This window comes from Pseudomonas sp. P867 (assembly GCF_019891455.1).
Classification (GTDB): domain Bacteria; phylum Pseudomonadota; class Gammaproteobacteria; order Pseudomonadales; family Pseudomonadaceae; genus Aquipseudomonas; species Aquipseudomonas synxantha_A.
In genome coordinates this window covers 75,714-90,658 of the sequence record NZ_JAFLXB010000013.1, presented here as the reverse complement: position 1 = coordinate 90,658, position 14,945 = coordinate 75,714, and the positions used below count along the sequence as shown (strand labels likewise).

At 63.3% G+C, this 14,945-nt stretch carries 13 protein-coding genes; 5 read left to right on the top strand and 8 right to left on the bottom strand.

What is annotated here, in order from left to right; all coding sequences use genetic code 11:
• Positions 1-75: 75 nt before the first annotated feature.
• From J1G33_RS21695 to cbiE, 6 genes are all read right to left on the bottom strand, one after another.
• Complete coding sequence (locus J1G33_RS21695) at positions 76-2,136, bottom strand: TonB-dependent copper receptor (protein WP_223018720.1); 2,061 nt, start codon at positions 2,134-2,136, stop codon at positions 76-78.
• Positions 2,137-2,229: 93 nt separating this feature from the next.
• On the bottom strand, positions 2,230-2,619 hold the full coding sequence (locus J1G33_RS21690) for a DUF2946 domain-containing protein (RefSeq protein ID WP_032878129.1): 390 nt from the start codon (positions 2,617-2,619) through the stop codon (positions 2,230-2,232).
• A 9-nt stretch (positions 2,620-2,628) separates the two neighbouring features.
• Positions 2,629-3,111 (bottom strand): copper chaperone PCu(A)C, encoded by a 483-nt coding sequence (locus J1G33_RS21685; RefSeq protein WP_032878127.1) that lies wholly within the window; start codon positions 3,109-3,111, stop codon positions 2,629-2,631.
• A 47-nt stretch (positions 3,112-3,158) separates the two neighbouring features.
• Positions 3,159-3,551: a DUF2946 domain-containing protein gene (locus tag J1G33_RS21680; protein WP_005784364.1), complete on the bottom strand. Its 393-nt coding sequence runs from the start codon at positions 3,549-3,551 to the stop codon at positions 3,159-3,161.
• A 258-nt stretch (positions 3,552-3,809) separates the two neighbouring features.
• Entirely contained in the window at positions 3,810-4,529 is a 720-nt protein-coding gene (locus J1G33_RS21675) for a cobalt-precorrin-6A reductase (protein ID WP_223018719.1), read from the bottom strand.
• Positions 4,526-5,731 (bottom strand): precorrin-6y C5,15-methyltransferase (decarboxylating) subunit CbiE, encoded by a 1,206-nt coding sequence (gene cbiE / locus J1G33_RS21670; RefSeq protein WP_223018718.1) that lies wholly within the window; start codon positions 5,729-5,731, stop codon positions 4,526-4,528. The genes J1G33_RS21675 and cbiE overlap by 4 nt, the downstream gene beginning before the upstream one ends.
• A gap of 38 nt (positions 5,732-5,769) precedes the next feature.
• Here cbiE and cobG point away from each other — a divergent pair, with 38 nt between their 5' ends.
• The 5 genes from cobG to J1G33_RS21645 all read left to right on the top strand — a co-directional run bounded on the left by cobG (position 5,770) and on the right by J1G33_RS21645 (position 11,120).
• Positions 5,770-7,116, top strand: coding sequence for a precorrin-3B synthase (cobG, locus tag J1G33_RS21665; protein WP_223018717.1), 1,347 nt, complete (start codon positions 5,770-5,772; stop codon positions 7,114-7,116).
• Positions 7,109-7,735 (top strand): precorrin-8X methylmutase, encoded by a 627-nt coding sequence (locus J1G33_RS21660; RefSeq protein ID WP_005784376.1) that lies wholly within the window; start codon positions 7,109-7,111, stop codon positions 7,733-7,735. Before cobG ends, J1G33_RS21660 begins: the two co-directional genes overlap by 8 nt.
• Positions 7,735-8,466, top strand: coding sequence for a precorrin-2 C(20)-methyltransferase (locus J1G33_RS21655; protein ID WP_223018716.1), 732 nt, complete (start codon positions 7,735-7,737; stop codon positions 8,464-8,466). The genes J1G33_RS21660 and J1G33_RS21655 overlap by 1 nt, the downstream gene beginning before the upstream one ends.
• On the top strand, positions 8,466-10,103 hold the full coding sequence (gene cobJ / locus J1G33_RS21650) for a precorrin-3B C(17)-methyltransferase (RefSeq protein WP_078820176.1): 1,638 nt from the start codon (positions 8,466-8,468) through the stop codon (positions 10,101-10,103). Before J1G33_RS21655 ends, cobJ begins: the two co-directional genes overlap by 1 nt.
• A 237-nt stretch (positions 10,104-10,340) precedes the next feature.
• The gene (locus J1G33_RS21645; RefSeq protein WP_223018715.1) at positions 10,341-11,120 is read left to right on the top strand and encodes a hypothetical protein; all 780 of its coding nucleotides are present in this window, start codon (positions 10,341-10,343) and stop codon (positions 11,118-11,120) included.
• On the opposite strand, the gene J1G33_RS21640 is transcribed toward J1G33_RS21645, so the two are convergent.
• Together J1G33_RS21640 and J1G33_RS21635 are read right to left on the bottom strand one after the other, a co-directional pair.
• Entirely contained in the window at positions 11,117-11,713 is a 597-nt protein-coding gene (locus tag J1G33_RS21640) for a MarC family protein (protein WP_003171467.1), read from the bottom strand. The two genes, J1G33_RS21645 and J1G33_RS21640, sit on opposite strands and share 4 nt — an antisense overlap.
• A gap of 438 nt (positions 11,714-12,151) precedes the next feature.
• The gene (locus J1G33_RS21635) at positions 12,152-14,926 is read right to left on the bottom strand and encodes a hybrid sensor histidine kinase/response regulator (RefSeq protein ID WP_032878117.1); all 2,775 of its coding nucleotides are present in this window, start codon (positions 14,924-14,926) and stop codon (positions 12,152-12,154) included.
• Positions 14,927-14,945 lie beyond the last annotated feature (19 nt).

Here is a 14,945-nt window from a genome sequence, read left to right as displayed (position 1 = left end):
CCGCCATCGGGGGCAAGCCCCCTCCCACATTTGAAATGCGTTTCAAGTGTGGGAGGGGGCTTGCTCCCGATGCTGTTAGAAGCTCATGTCCACCTTGGTCCAGAGCGTACGCCCCGGCTCCTTGATGGCTTGCGGGTCATTCGCCGGGTAACCGAAGCCTGCGTTACCCGCCAGGTTCAAATGCTCGGCATAAGCCTTGCCGAACAGGTTGTCGACTCCGGTACTGACCTTGAAGTTCTTATTGATGCGGTACGCAGCGTTGAGCGAGAACACGCCGAAACCGCCGCTCTTGTCGTAGTCCTTGCCGACCACGTTGCCCTTGTTCTGGTCGATGCGGTTTTGCGCCGCGACCACGCGCCACAAGGCGCCGGCACTCCAGTCGTCTTCGCTGTAGGTCAGGCCCAGGCGTGCATCCAGCGGCGGCATCTGCGGCAGGGCTTTGCCATCGCTGCTGTTCTTGCCCCAGGCGTAGGCGAGGCTGGCGTCGGCTTTCCAGTTGCGGCTCAGCTTGTAGGCCGCACCCAACTCGCCACCCATGATGCGCGCGTCGACATTGCGCGCCTGGGAGGTGGTGCCCATCATGCCGGGCCGGTAGTCGAACAGGATGAAGTCGCGCACCTGGCCGACGTAACCCGAGGCCCAGGCTTCGAGGTCGGCGGTTTTGTATTGCGCGCCGAAATCCAGCTGCGTGGTCTTCTCGGGCTTCACGCCATCAAAGGCATTCACCGAGCCGACCGCGCCGGTGTTGGGGGAGAACAGTTCCCAGTAATCCGGAAAGCGTTCAGCGTGACCCAGGCCCGCATAGACGGTCGTGGGCGTGTCCGCCAGGTCGTGCTCGTAGCGCACAAAGCCCGATGGCAAGGTGTCTGCGCGGGTGTCGTCGGCGGTGGGGTTGGGGCGGCTCATCATTGCCGAGCCGGTGCGTTGCCGGAAATCCTTGGCTGAGGCACGGTCCAGGCGGGCGCCGGTGATCAGGCGGTCGTTGTCGGCGGCGTACCAGGTCAGCTCGCCGAATACCCCGTAGTTGTGGAAGTTGGCGTCCTTGTTGCGCGGCAGGTCCTTGTAGGTGTCGATGCCCATGCTGCTGCGCGCGCGGTGTTCGTTGGTCTGCGCGTCCAGGCCGCCGATCAGTTGCACATCGGCCCAGCGCCAGGTTGCCTTGATGCGACCGCCCAGGGTGCGACGGTCGACGTTGGAGGCCATGGGCCCGGCCATCATGCCGGTGCCCGAAGGGACGCGCAGGCTGTAGTTGTCCATGACGTGGTCGGCGTAGTTGTAGTAGACCTGGGCCTCGACCTTGTCCAGTACCTCGCCGAGGTTGGATTTTTCGAAGCGCAGCCCGAGGCTTTCGCGCAGGAATTGCGAGCCGTCCATACCGCGTCCGGCGTAGCGCGCTTCACCGTCGCCACGGCCGGCGGTGAGTTCCAGCAGCGTGTCGGCGTCGGGGGTGAAACCCACCGCCACATCGCCATTCCACTTGTCATAGCGCGAGGCGACAGTGTCGTTGTTGCCGTCCTTGTAATCGTCGGCATGGGCCTGGTTGCCGATCACCCGCACATAGCCCAACGGCCCTCCTGCAGCAGCATCGATGACCTTGTCGAAACGCCCGTTGGAACCGGCCAGCACACTGGCATTGATCCGCGTGCCCAGCTCGCCGAACTGCTCGGGCTCACGCTCGAACAGGATCGTACCGGCCGACGCGCCCGGGCCCCAGAGTACGGTTTGCGGGCCTTTGATCACGGTGAGCTTGTCGTAGGTTTCCGGCGAAATATACGAAGTCGGCGCATCCATGCGGCCTGGGCAGGCGCCGAGCATCATGCCGCCGTTGGTAAGGATGTTCAGGCGCGAGCCGAACATGCCGCGCAGCACCGGGTCGCCGTTGGTGCCGCCGTTGCGCACCAGGGCGAAGCCGGGGATGGTCTTGAGGTAGTCGCCGCCATCGCTCGCGGGCACCGGCTGGCGTGGATCCTTGGGGTTGGTGACAACGGTGAGGGGCGAGCTGGGAGCGATCGCGGTGATCACCGTGGGGCTCAGCTCGTGTTCGTGCGCATGGGCGTAGGGGGCAAGCAGTGCGCCGCACAGAGCGGCGAAAACAGGGGCAGCGCCCAAACGGGTGTCAGCAGAAAACCTGGACATGACAAATTCCATCAATCAATCGTAAACAACACGGCCAGCAGCCTGCGGCTGTCTAATTGAAGTCGGCCGGGGTGAAGTAACGCGGTGAAGGGCTTACGACACGATGGGCGGCGCACGACTGCGGGCGCCAGGGAAGATGCTCTGCCGAGCATGGCCCAGGCGGGGGGCGGGGATGAGTGCGTTGGCTGGCGGCGGGGTGCCGAGCGTTACGTAGGAGACGCTGCCGGGCAGGGCCGGGCAACTGAACAGCAGGCTGCAATAGCCGCATTTCTCCCAGAGGACATGATGTTCGTCGGGGGTTTTGGTCGGCTTGGGCTCGCCGTGGCACGCGGGCATGTCCATGGACATACCGGCGTGATGATCCATCGGCATCGCTTGGGAAATCAGCGGACCGATAAAGATCATCAGCATGGCGAACAGGCTGATCCAACTGCCGCGCATCACACGGCGGTGCGGAGACAACCTGGCGCGGGGGGCGCCCATCGGGTAGGTCTAGTGAGTGTGCTTATGCTCGTGCGTGGCCATCGGCGGGACCTTCTGCACCGACACTTGCACCTGAACCTTGCCTGCTTTCTCGAAGGTCAGGGTCAGTGGGAATTGCTTGCCATCGGCCAACAGGCTGCGGTCTTTGAGGCCCAGCAGCATCACGTGATAAGCCATCGGCGCGAAGGTCAGCTCACCCTTGGCCGGTACGGCAACGCTGGGCACTTGCTGCATCTTCATCAAGTCGCCTTGCATCACATGCTCGTGCAGCTCGGCTTTCTCCGCGACGCTGGTTTCAACGCTGAGCAGGCGATCCGGAGCAGCCCCGGTGTTATGAATCACAAAGTAGGCCGCCACGGTCGGCGCATTCGGTGGCAGCTCCTGGGACCAGGGATCGCTCACCAACAGGTCGCCGGCCTTGTAGTCATCGGCATTGGCAGCACTGAACACCGGCAACAGCAACGCAGCCAGAAGCAGGGAAGATTTAAGCATGGCAGTTCTCCAGAACGGTTCTAAACGCAGTTCACTTGCGAAGAAGATCAGACCGTTGGGGAGGCGCGAGGGTTAAGGCTTGGCCATTGCTGGCGCGGGGTGGGATTGCGCAATAAGCGTGGCGGCAGGCTCTGCACCGCCTCGAAGCGCGTCACATACAGCTGCGGCACATGCCCCGGCAACGCCACCAACGGCGCCGAGCCCGAGCAACACCAGCAATGCTGCATGGCAGAGTGATCGTCCGGCGCTGCCGGGATTTCCAGCTTGCCCAGGGCAATCGCCTTCAGGCTGGCACCATTGGACGAGCAGAACCCACCCCACATCAGACGCTTGACCGGGTCATCAGTCTGCTGCATCGCACTGGCCAACGGCATGGCAAACGCATTGAACAGCACTGCAAGGCAGGCGATCCAGGCAATTGCAAAGCGTTGACGGGCCATGGCGGATAATCCGTAGGGTTAAACGATCAGGGGGTATTTAGCCTGATCGGGGGGGATAAGTAAAAAGGGGCGGTGTGGTTTGGTGTCGCAGTGCTGGATTTGAGCGTAGACGGCAATTGAGTGGATGAGGATCTTCAGGGCTGCGCAGGTCAAATGTGGGAGGGGGCTTGCTCCCGATCGCGGTGTGTCAGTTACTGATTTGTTGGCTGATCCGCCGCCATCGGGAGCAAGCCCCCTCCCACATTAGGTCGGTGTTGCTCAGAGGGGGTGTATTGCCTGTAGCACCGCAGCTACGCTGGTGAATTCTCGATCTACGGTAGCCAGCACCGGCCGCTTCAGCACCAACACCGGAACCCCTCGCTCACGCGCCACTTCCAGCTTCGGTTCGGTGGCGGTGCTGCCGCTGTTCTTGCTGATCAGTACATCGATCCTGCGCCGTTCGAATAAAGCCCGCTCATCCTCGATCAGAAACGGTCCGCGCGCGCCGATCACTTCACACCGCGCATTCCCCGGATAAACGTCCAGTGCGCGCAGCGTCCAGAACTGGTCGGCGGGGATTTCATCCAGATGCTGCAAGGGTTCGCGACCCAGGGTGAACAATGGGCGCTTGAAGGGCTTCAACGCGGCTATCAGGGCGGCCCAGTCAGGCACTTCCCGCCAGTCATCCCCCACCTGCGGCTGCCACGCCGGACGTCGCAACGCCCAGCAAGGCACATCGCTCAAGCGCGCCGCCTGGGCCGCGTTGTGGCTGATCTGCGCCGCATACGGATGCGTGGCATCGAGAATCAGGCTGATGCGTTCATCACGAACAAACTGCGCGAGCCCTTCAGCGCCTCCATAACCCCCGACTCGAACCTGGCAGCTCAGGTCGGTCGGCACACGGCCTACGCCCGCCAGGCTGTAGATATGCTCCGGCCCCAGGGTGCGGGCAACGGCCAGCGCCTCCGTCACGCCGCCCAGCAACAGAATCCTTTTCATAGGGGCTTGATCACTTCCAATAGCGTGATCGGCAATGCCTGGCGCCAGGTATCGAACTCGCCCAATGGTTGCGCCTGGGCCACGTGGATGCGGGTCAGTTCGCCGCCATGCTCGGCGCGCCAGTTCATCAAGGTCATTTCGCTTTGCAGGGTCACGGCATTGGCCACCAACCGTCCACCGGGGCGCAGGTGTTGCCAGCAGGTGTCGAGCACGCCTTCGCGGGTGACGCCGCCGCCGATGAAGATGGCGTTCGGTGCTTCCAGACCGCTTAACGCATCCGGCGCCTTGCCGCGAATCAGTTGCAGGCCGGGCACGCCGAGGGCGTCGCGGTTGTGTTCGATCAGGCTTTGGCGGCCTGCGTCGGCCTCGATTGCCACGGCGCGGCAGCTTGGATGCGTGCGCATCCATTCAATGCCGATGGAGCCGCTGCCCGCGCCCACGTCCCACAGCAGTTCGCCGGGCATGGGGGCAAGGCGGGCGAGGGTCATGGCGCGCACGTCGCGTTTGGTCAGTTGGCCATCGTGCTTGAAGGCCGCGTCGGGCAAACCTGCAAGGCGTGACAGACGTGGTGCGTTCGCATCCGCCAGGCAGTCGATGGCGACCAGGTTCAAAGCGGCAACCTCGGCGTGTTCCCAGGATTGCGCGTGCCCGTCGATGCGCCCCTCAGCCGGGCCGCCCAGGTGTTCAAACACAGTAATCCGGCTGGGGCCGAAACCGCGTTCGGCCAACAACGCAGCCATCAAAGCGGGGCTGCTGCCGTCATTGCTCAAGACCAACAAGCGCACGCCAGCGGTCAGATGCGCATTAAGTGCCGCCAACGGACGAGCGACCACCGATAGCGTCACCACCTCCTGCAACGGCCAGCCCAGGCGCGCTGCCGCCAGGGACACCGACGATGGTGCGGGCAAAATCAACAACTCTTCAGCTGCCACTTGCCGGGCCAGGCTGGCGCCGACGCCATAGAACATCGGGTCGCCACTGGCCAAGACGCACACAGGCTCCCCGCGCCGCGACAACACCGGCTCCAGGGAAAACGGGCTCGGCCACACCTGGCGTTCGCCACGAATACACACCGGCAAAAGGTCCAACTGGCGTTGGCCGCCTATAATCCGCGTGGCGCGCAACAGGGCGTGCCGGGCATTCCTGCCCAGGCCCTTGAAGCCGTCTTCACCGATGCCTACAACCGTCAGCCAGGGCGACATATCAATTCCTTGAGCGACATCCGACGGGCAGGCTTTTCATGCCGCCGGACAAAGCAGGCATAATACCGCGCCTTTACCCGTCAACCGGTAGCCCCGTGAACCCAACGCCCGCTGTGAATACCATGCGCCCCTCGGCTTGTCCGGGGTTGCTGCGTATTGTCCAGGCGTTGGACGGCGGCATTTGCCGGATCAAACTCGCCGGTGGTTCGATCACCGCAGCCCAGGCCAGCGCCGTGGCCGACGCGGCCCGTACGTACGCGGGGGGGATAATCGAGGCGACCAACCGCGCCAACTTGCAGATCCGCGGCATTGGCGCCGAGCAGGACGCCTTGATCGCCAGGTTGCTTGCCGCCGGTCTGGGCCCCAATAACGCTGCCGGTGACGACGTGCGCAACCTGATGCTCAGCCCCGCTGCTGGTATCGACCCGCAGATGCTGTTCGACACCCGCCCGCTGGCCACGCAGATTCTTGCCACCTTGCAAAACCATGCGCGGTTCCACCAGCTGTCGGCCAAGTTCGCGATACAACTCGATGGCGGTGAAGCCCTGGCGATGCTGGAGCATCACCATGACCTGTGGCTGTCGGCGTTTGTGCGCGATGGTCAGACGCTGTTGGCGTTCGGCCTGGCCGGTTGTCCGGGGTTGGATGCGCCCGTGGCGGCAGTGCCGCTGGACCAGGGGCATGCGCTGGTGGTGGCGGTGCTGGAGGCCTTTCTCGACCTGGCGACGCCCGAGCAAACACGTATGCGTCATCTGCCTGTGGATAACTTGTTGGGCCGCCTGAGGCTGCCGCTGTTGTCGGCGCAGGGCTTCAAGCGCCCGGCCAGTGGTGCGTTGTTGCACATCGGCAGTTATCCACAGGCCCAAAAGAATCAGTTTTACGTCGCGGCAGTCGCGCCATTGGGCCGCCTGGATTCGCTGATGCTCCAGGGCGCCGCGCAACTGGCCAGCGAGTACGGCGATGGCACGTTGCGCTTCACGCCCTGGCAGGGCGTGCTACTGCCCAACATTGAACGCGTTGGCGCCGTGACCGAACGCCTGGCGCAACTGGGCTTTGTGTGTTCAATCGACCAACCCCTGGCGCGCATGATTGCCTGCACCGGTTCCAGCGGTTGCGGCAAGGGCCTGGCCGATACCAAGGCCGACGCGGTGCAACTGGCCGCCCTGCAACCCGGCGTCGAAGCGCACCTGTCCGGCTGCTCGCGCTCATGCGCCGCTGCGCACACCGCGCCGGTCACGTTGCTGGCGGTGAGCCCCGGCCATTACGACCTCTATTTTCGCGATGCAGCCCACCCGGGTTTCGGTCGGCTGCACGCGCGCACTCTTTCCATTGAAGCGGCGGGCGCCCTGTTACGCGCTCGCCCACGGAGCAACACCGATGATTGATTACATCCGCGACGGTCAGGAGATCTATCGCAACTCCTTTGCCATTATTCGCGCGGAAGCCAACCTGGACCGCATCCCGGCCGATCTGGAAAAACTCGCGGTGCGGGTGATTCATGCGTGCGGCATGGTCGAGGCCATCGACGGTCTGCAATTTTCCGAAGGGGCGGGCAAGGCCGGGCGCGATGCGCTGGCTGCTGGCGCGCCGATCCTGTGTGATGCGCGGATGGTCTCCGAGGGCGTGACCCGTGCGCGCCTGCCGGCCAATAACGAAGTGATCTGCACCCTGCGCGACGACAGCGTGCCGCAGCTGGCGCGGGAGCTGGGCAACACCCGTTCCGCCGCCGCTCTGGAGCTGTGGCGCCCGCACCTGGAAGGCAGCGTGGTGGTGATCGGCAACGCGCCGACCGCCTTGTTCTACCTGCTGGAAATGCTCGACGCCGGCGCGCCGAAACCGGCGCTGATCCTGGGGTTCCCGGTCGGTTTCGTCGGCGCCGCCGAATCCAAGGCCATGCTTGCCGCCGACAGCCGTGGCGTACCCTTCGTGATCATGCAAGGCCGCCTGGGCGGTAGCGCAATGGCTGCCGCCGCCGTCAACGCCCTGGCCACGGAGGTCGAATAATGCAGGTGCGCGGACGTTTGATCGGGCTGGGCGTAGGCCCCGGTGACCCGGAACTGATCACCCTCAAGGCCCTGCGCCTGCTGCGTGAATCGCCGGTGGTGGCGTATTTCGTGGCCAAGGGCAAGAAGGGCAACGCTTTCGGCATCATCGAAGGCCACCTGGTGCCACAGCAGACCCTGATGCCGCTGGTGTACCCGGTCACCACTGAAGCGCTGCCGGCGCCGCTGTCCTATGAACAAGTGATCAGCGACTTCTACGACAACGCCAGCCTCGACGTGGCCGCGCACCTGGAGGCGGGCCGCGATGTGGCGGTGATCTGCGAAGGTGATCCGTTCTTCTACGGCTCCTACATGTACCTGCATGACCGCCTTGCCGCGCGCTACGAAGCCCAGGTAATTCCGGGCGTGTGTTCGATGCTCGGTGGCGCTTCGGTGCTCGGCGCGCCGTTGGTGTATCGCAACCAGAGCTTGTCGGTGCTCTCGGGCGTGTTGCCCCATGATGACCTCAAGCGCCGCCTGGCGGATGCCGATGCCGCAGTGATCATGAAGCTGGGGCGCAACTTCCCGAAGGTGCGCCAGGTGTTGGAAGAGCTGGGCCTGGCCGAACGTGCGTTGTACGTGGAGCGCGCCACCATGGCCAACCAGAAGATCGTGCCGCTGGACCAGGTGGAGCCGATGTCGTCGCCGTATTTCTCGCTGATCATCGTGCCCGGTGAAAGGTGGCAAGGTTGATGACTCCGGCGATTGTGATTCTGGGCCAAGGCAGTTTGGCCACGGCGCGCAAGATCCAGCAGGTTTACCCTGGCGCGTTGATTCACGGCCTGGCCGCTCGGGTTGAAGGGGCGGACCAGAGCTACAGCGAGTTCGGCGCGACGCTGCGCCAGCTCTACCAGCAAGGCACGCCGCTGATTGCCCTGTGCGCGGCCGGCATTGTGATTCGCACCTTGGCGCCGCTGCTGCTGGAAAAGGGCGAGGAACCCGCCGTGCTGGCCGTGGCAGAAGACGGCAGCGCCGTGGTGCCGCTGCTGGGTGGCCTGGGCGGGGTGAATGTGATGGCGCGGGACATCGCCGCGGCATTGGGCGTATCCGCGGCAATCACCACCAGTGGCGAACTGCGTTTTGGCACCTGCCTGCTCAACCCGCCGACGGGTTATCAACTGGCGGACATTGAACTGGGCAAGCGCTTTGTCTCGGACCTTTTGGCCGGTGAGTCGGTACGCGTCGAAGGCGTGGCGCCGTGGCTGGATCAAGCCAATCTGGCCCAGGACCCACAGGCGCGCCTGGCGATTCATGTGGGCAGTGCCGAGCGCCCACCGGCAGCGAACGAGCTGCTGATTTATCCGCAAAACGTCTGCATTACCTGCAAGCCTGGTGCGCGGTTGGCCGAGCGCGTGCGCACTGCGCTGCATGAGGCGGGGATCGCGGTGCAAGCCGTGGCCTGCCTGTTGGCCAGCGACCTGCAGATGGCCGACGCCTCATTGCATGAAGCTGCGCTGGCGTTGGGTGTGCCGCTGCGTTTTGCCCCGGTGACGCCCGTTGCGGACATCAGCATTACCGTGGCCGAACAGCCCTTGGACGTGTCGCAGGTGGGACGCCCCCGTGGCCGTCTCGCAGTGATCGGCCTGGGTCCCGGCGCGGCCGAGTTGATGGTGCCGGCGGTCAAGGCGGAACTGGCGCGTTGCACCGATGTGCTGGGGTATGAAACCTATGTGCGCATGGCCGGGCCGTTCCGTGACGATCAAGTGCAACACTGCACCGACAACCGCGAAGAAATGCAGCGCGCTCGCCATGCTTTCGAGCTGGCTGCGCAGGGGCGTTCGGTGGTGGTGGTATCGTCCGGCGACCCGGGTGTATTCGCCATGGCCGCCGCGGTGATCGAGGCGCTGCACGACTCCACGGACCCGGCCTGGCATCAGGTCGACCTGGAAATCCTGCCGGGGGTTTCTGCCTCCCTGGCCACCGCTGCCCAGGCCGGTGCACCCTTGGGGCATGACTTCTGCGTCATGTCGCTGTCGGATAACCTCAAGCCCTGGTCGATCATTGAAAAGCGCCTGGACCTGGCTTCCCAGGCCGATCTGGCCCTGGCGTTCTACAACCCGATCTCGCGTTCGCGGCCCTGGCAACTGGGGCGTGCCCTGGAGATCGTCGGCCTGCACCGCACGCCCGATACGCCGGTGGTGCTGGGCCGCGACATCGGCCGCCCGGGCCAGACGCTACGCGTCACCACCCTGGGCCAATTGACGCCCGAGCAGGTGGACATGCGCACCATGGTGCTGATTGGCTCGTCCACCACCTGCGTGTTCCCGCGTGCCGGTGGCGGGGCGTGGGTGTACACGCCGCGTTGGTACGGCGACAAACCCGCCTCCTGAAAACGGCCCACTGGCCGTCGGAAAGCTCCGAATGACCCAGGGATTCTCCTGATGTTGTTCGGGGCTTTTTCTTTTTTTTACGGTGAAAACCGCAAGCCTGCCGGCTGTGCCTTGTGATTGCTGGGCACTGGGTTTTGACCGGTGCCACCAAGGCATGTTTGTCGCATGGAAAGCCCTCCGCCCGCTGGACTAGTGTGAAGGAAAGCCCCATGTCGGGTGCTTGTGGAGAACTGAAAAATGGAGCGACGTCACAGAAGGATCAACACTATCAAACGGCGCAAGCTGATTGCCGCCTACAAGTTGCCGGGGGCACCAGGAGTGCACGCGGCGTTACCCCTGGACACTGACGACGACTGCAATGCGGCGGTGGTCAACAACGGGGTGATTTCCTTCGCCGAGGGGCTGTCTGGGCTGAACCGCGAATACATTCGCAAGAGTTACCTGCTGGCCAGCAGTTACGTGAGCGATGTATTGAAAGTACATCGGGGCACCGAGGCGTGGTACGACGAATTTATCAAGGTCATGGTCAGTCTTGGCTGGCTGCCGGTGCGCAGCAGTTTCGAGCGGGTCTCACGCTCCGGCAAGGGGCTGACGGTGCAATTGGCTGCGCTGAATATTATCGGCGCGCTGCTGGCGTCGATGTCACTGTCGGGGCCGCTGGTTACCGCGCTGCCAAAACTGGCCGCCGATGCGCTGGAGGCATTGAAGCGGCAGCCGGCGTCTTTTGATGTGTTCAAGCGCAATAGCGCGGTGCATGAGGGCGGTGACTTCGGCGTGGCGTCCTGCGCCGAAACCAATGGTGAAGTGATGATGGTGCTGGTGACCTTCAGCAGCCACGGCGTGAACAAACAGGTGGGAGTGCCGTTCCTTGAATGGGACAGCTCATCGTTCGAGGCTTTCAGCGGGCAAACCTGCCTGGTGCTGAACACCTCGGTGGTCAACGAAAAAACCATCCAGCTGATGCGCGAAAGCGCCGGTGACAAGGTGCAGCTGGCGATTGCCAAATACCGGATCTAAGGCACCAGGTAGCCGCGAACCCCGGTAAAAATGATTTGCGCGGCCAGGGCGCATACGAACAGGCCCATCAACCGGCTGACAATCTGCAAGCCCTGGTCGCCGAGAATCCGTTCGATACGGTTGGACAGGTACAGCACCACACCCACTGTGAGGCTGGCCAAGGCGATGCTGAGGATGGCGGTGAGCTTGTCGTCCCAGTGGGGCTGGCTCACGCCCATCACCAGCAGCGCACCGATGGTGCCTGGGCCGACAGTGAGCGGGATGGTCAGCGGCACGATGGTCACGTCCTGCTGCACGTTGTCGGTCTGCACCGCCGACTTGCCCTGAGCCATGCCCAGGGCCGAGATAAACAACACGCTGCCGGCGCCGATACGGAACGCGTCCACGGTAATGCCGAACACGCTGAAAATCACCCTGCCGAACAGGTAGAGCAACACGCTCGATACCAGGGTCGCCAGTGCGACTTTCCAGGCCAGGCGCCGACGTTCCTTGCTGGAATAGCCACGGGTCAGGCTGATAAAGCAGGACAGCACAAAAAACGGGCTGTAGAGCACCAGCATCTTCAGGTAAACGCTGAATAACACATGGAGCATGGGGGCGGCTCGCGGGCGGGGGAAGTGTGGAGGAGTCTATCCGACAGAGATCAAATGTGGGAGCTGGCTTGAACTGCGATAGCCATAGGTATCTAAACAATTTTGTAGGTTGTAGCAGCCGACGGTAACCACGATGCGAAGCGAGTCGCTTTTGATCTTAGGCGCCCCGTTAAACCACGCTGGCCGGAATTCGACAGGGATTTGGCGGCGGCCCCCCAAATCCATGGCGGATTACGGGCACACCGAGCCTAAGCGAGGTGCCAAGTGGTGGGGCAAGAGCGTTTGGGTTACTTCTGCGCTTTTCAAAAGTGACCCGCTGTAAAAGCGGAACCCTAAGTGGCCGTTACCGCAGGAATGGATATGTACTCGGTATAACTGTGTCGGCTGTCAGGCCGCCTTCGCGAGCAAGCCCGCTCCCACAGGGGATGGTATTTCAAATCAGGAAATGGTGCTGCGCTCAGGAAGCTTTTGGCGCTGCACTACCCAGTAATCCACCAGCTCGCGCAACTGTGATAGCTCCACCGGCTTGGCCATATGCCCGTCCATGCCGGCCTGGCGTGCGCGTTCTTTATGTTCCGAAAGAATATGCGCCGTGAGCGCTACCACCGGCGTGCGTACGCGTTGGTGGCTGACTTCCCACGCGCGCAGCTGCTGCGTGGCAGAGAATCCATCGAGGACTGGCATTTCACAATCCATCAACACCAGGTCATAGCGCTGGGCCTTCATCGCTTGCAGGGCTTCTTCGCCGTTGCTGGCGGTGTCCGGGTTGAGGTTGAGTTTGCCGAGCATGCCGCGAATCACTTTGGTGGAGATGCTGTTGTCTTCGGCTACCAGGATGCGGAAATCGCTCGGCACGGTCACCGCCACCGGTGCGCTGGGGGCGGGGCGTGGAATGGCTGCGCCTTTGCTGCGTTGAGCCAGTTCGTCGGCCAGGGTCGTCTTGAGCGTATAACCGGCCACGGGTTTGGCGAGGATGCGCTTGATCCCGCAGTTGCGCGCGATGATCTTGCTCGGCGCGTTGCTGATACCGGTGAGCATGATCAGCAGGATGTCGTGGTTCAGGCTCGGGTCTTCCTTGATCTTCGCCGCCAGTTGCATGCCGGTCATGCCCGGCATGTTCTGGTCCAGCAGCACCACGTCGAAGTAATCGCGCAGGTGTGCCTTGGTGCGCAGCAGCGCCAGGGCCTCCTTGCCGGACGGCACGGCGCTGACATTCAGGCCCCAGGCCGAACATTGCTGCACCAGTACTTTGCGGCAGGTGTCGTTGTCGTCCACCACCAGCACGCGGGCGTCCTTGAGCGGGCCGTCGAGATCCGACGTCGGGTGCTCCAGGCGCTCCGGGTCCAGCGGCAGGGTCAGCCACAAGGTACTGCCCTGATGGCTGCCACTCTTGATACCGAATTCGCCGTTCATCAGCAGGATCAACTGGCGGGCAATGACCAGGCCCAGGTGACCGCTCAGGCGTGTCGCCGAGAGGAAGTTCTTGCTGTGCAGTTCGCTGTGCAGCAGCGCGTCGCGTTCGGCGGCTTCCATCGGCACGCCGCTGTCCTGCACGGCAATGCGCAAACGGGGCTTGGTGCTGCGCTCGTCGAGGGCCACGACGATCAGCACTTCGCCTTCATCGGTCTTGTGCAGGGCGTTCTCCAGCAGGCTCAACAACGCCTGGCGCAGGCGCGTCGGGTCGCCGCTGATCACGCGTGGCACCTGGGGCTGGATAAAGCTGATCAGCTCGACATTCTGCTGCTCGGCCTTGGCGCGAAAGATACTCAGGCAGTCGTCGATCAACGCGTTGAGGTCGAACTGCACATCATCGAGTTCGATCTGCCCGGACTCCAGCTTGGAAATGTCGAGAATCTCGTTGATCAGGGTGAGCAGCTCGTTACCGGCGCTGTGGATGGTCTGCACGTAGTCGCGCTGCTTCACCGACAGCGGCGTACCCAATAGCAGTTCGGTCATGCCCAGCACGCCGTTCATGGGCGTGCGGATTTCATGGCTGATCTTCGCCAGGAACTCGGCCTTGGCGGCGATTTCGGCATTGCTGGCGGCCAGGTCGCGGCTCAGGCTGAAGCGCGTTTCGACAATCGCGCGCTGGCGTTCGCCCAGGGCCAGGCTCATCAACAGGCCGCTGAGGCAGATGAAACCCAGCAGGGTGACGATCAGGCCCTGCGGCGCCACCAGGGTGAGGCCGAGCAGGGCGGGAAGAATGATCAGTGTGCCAATGTTGAATACCACCATCGCCGCCACGAACAGACGTGCCGGGCGGTAGCCTTTTTGCCAATGGTAGGCCGAGACAAACAACATGCTCAGGCCGGCCAGTGCCACCAGGGCATAGGTGATGATGTTCAGTGGCAGGGTATTGACGAACAACAACAGCAGACCGCACAGCACGATCAGCAGGATATCGGCCATCAACACCTTGTTCAGCGGGTGCGGGCCCAGGGGCATGAAGAAGCGGTAGGCGAACATCAACCCGCAAGGTGCGGTCAGCAACAGGGCGAGGTAGGCGCCAGGGGTCTGGATCGCGTGCCAGTTCGGCAGCCATGGCCCCACCAGGTTGAGCAGCAGCGCCAGGCTGAGCATCAACAGCAATTCGCAGGCGGCCAGCCACAGGCTGCTGCGCGAGCGGTGGTAGGCGAAGCGCGTGAGGTTGTGCAGGATCAGCATCAGCAGCACGCCGAACAGCAGGCCGTAGATCAGCGTCTGGTTCTGGTTGGCGGCGGCCAGTACTGCAGGTTCCAGGGTGATGTAGGGGCGCAGTTCGTGTTCCGAGACCAGGCGCAGGTACACCTCCAGAGGCCGTGGGCTCTGGGGCATCGGCAGCATGAAATCGCTGCTGGGCAGCGGGCGTTCAACCTGGGGTTGGCGCGTGCCGGTGGTTTGTTGCTCCACCAGGGTATCGCCGTCCAGTACATACAGGCTCAGGCTGGAAAGATCCGGGGCAAAGACCCGCAGCACTTGTTCGTGCTTGCCGGGCTGCAGCCTGAAGCGCACCCACAACGCACCGTCCGGCTGCGCGGCAGTGATCCGGTCCAGTTCGATGGGGCTGAATTGATTGGTGTAGCGGGCGGAACGGATGTCGCTCAGTTGCAGGTCGGCCTGTTCATCAAGCAATACCGCCCAACCACTGCCTTGTGCGGCGGCCTGGGCCGGGAGCAGGCAGAGCAGGGTCAGCAAGCTGACTGTGAAACCTATGGCGATCCTGAGCCAGCGCACGGCGAAATCCCTTCGTAGG

Excerpts from the sequence above, each read along its gene's own strand:
- J1G33_RS21695 (WP_223018720.1), bottom strand. The coding sequence starts at position 2,136 with ATGTCCAGGTTTTCTGCTGACACCCGTTTGGGCGCTGCCCCTGTTTTC.
- J1G33_RS21690 (WP_032878129.1), bottom strand. The coding sequence starts at position 2,619 with ATGGGCGCCCCCCGCGCCAGGTTGTCTCCGCACCGCCGTGTGATGCGC.
- J1G33_RS21685 (WP_032878127.1), bottom strand. The coding sequence starts at position 3,111 with ATGCTTAAATCTTCCCTGCTTCTGGCTGCGTTGCTGTTGCCGGTGTTC.
- J1G33_RS21680 (WP_005784364.1), bottom strand. The coding sequence starts at position 3,551 with ATGGCCCGTCAACGCTTTGCAATTGCCTGGATCGCCTGCCTTGCAGTG.
- J1G33_RS21675 (WP_223018719.1), bottom strand. The coding sequence starts at position 4,529 with ATGAAAAGGATTCTGTTGCTGGGCGGCGTGACGGAGGCGCTGGCCGTT.
- cbiE (WP_223018718.1), bottom strand. The coding sequence starts at position 5,731 with ATGTCGCCCTGGCTGACGGTTGTAGGCATCGGTGAAGACGGCTTCAAG.
- cobG (WP_223018717.1), top strand. The coding sequence starts at position 5,770 with ATGCCGCCGGACAAAGCAGGCATAATACCGCGCCTTTACCCGTCAACC.
- J1G33_RS21660 (WP_005784376.1), top strand. The coding sequence starts at position 7,109 with ATGATTGATTACATCCGCGACGGTCAGGAGATCTATCGCAACTCCTTT.
- J1G33_RS21655 (WP_223018716.1), top strand. The coding sequence starts at position 7,735 with ATGCAGGTGCGCGGACGTTTGATCGGGCTGGGCGTAGGCCCCGGTGAC.
- cobJ (WP_078820176.1), top strand. The coding sequence starts at position 8,466 with ATGACTCCGGCGATTGTGATTCTGGGCCAAGGCAGTTTGGCCACGGCG.
- J1G33_RS21645 (WP_223018715.1), top strand. The coding sequence starts at position 10,341 with ATGGAGCGACGTCACAGAAGGATCAACACTATCAAACGGCGCAAGCTG.
- J1G33_RS21640 (WP_003171467.1), bottom strand. The coding sequence starts at position 11,713 with ATGCTCCATGTGTTATTCAGCGTTTACCTGAAGATGCTGGTGCTCTAC.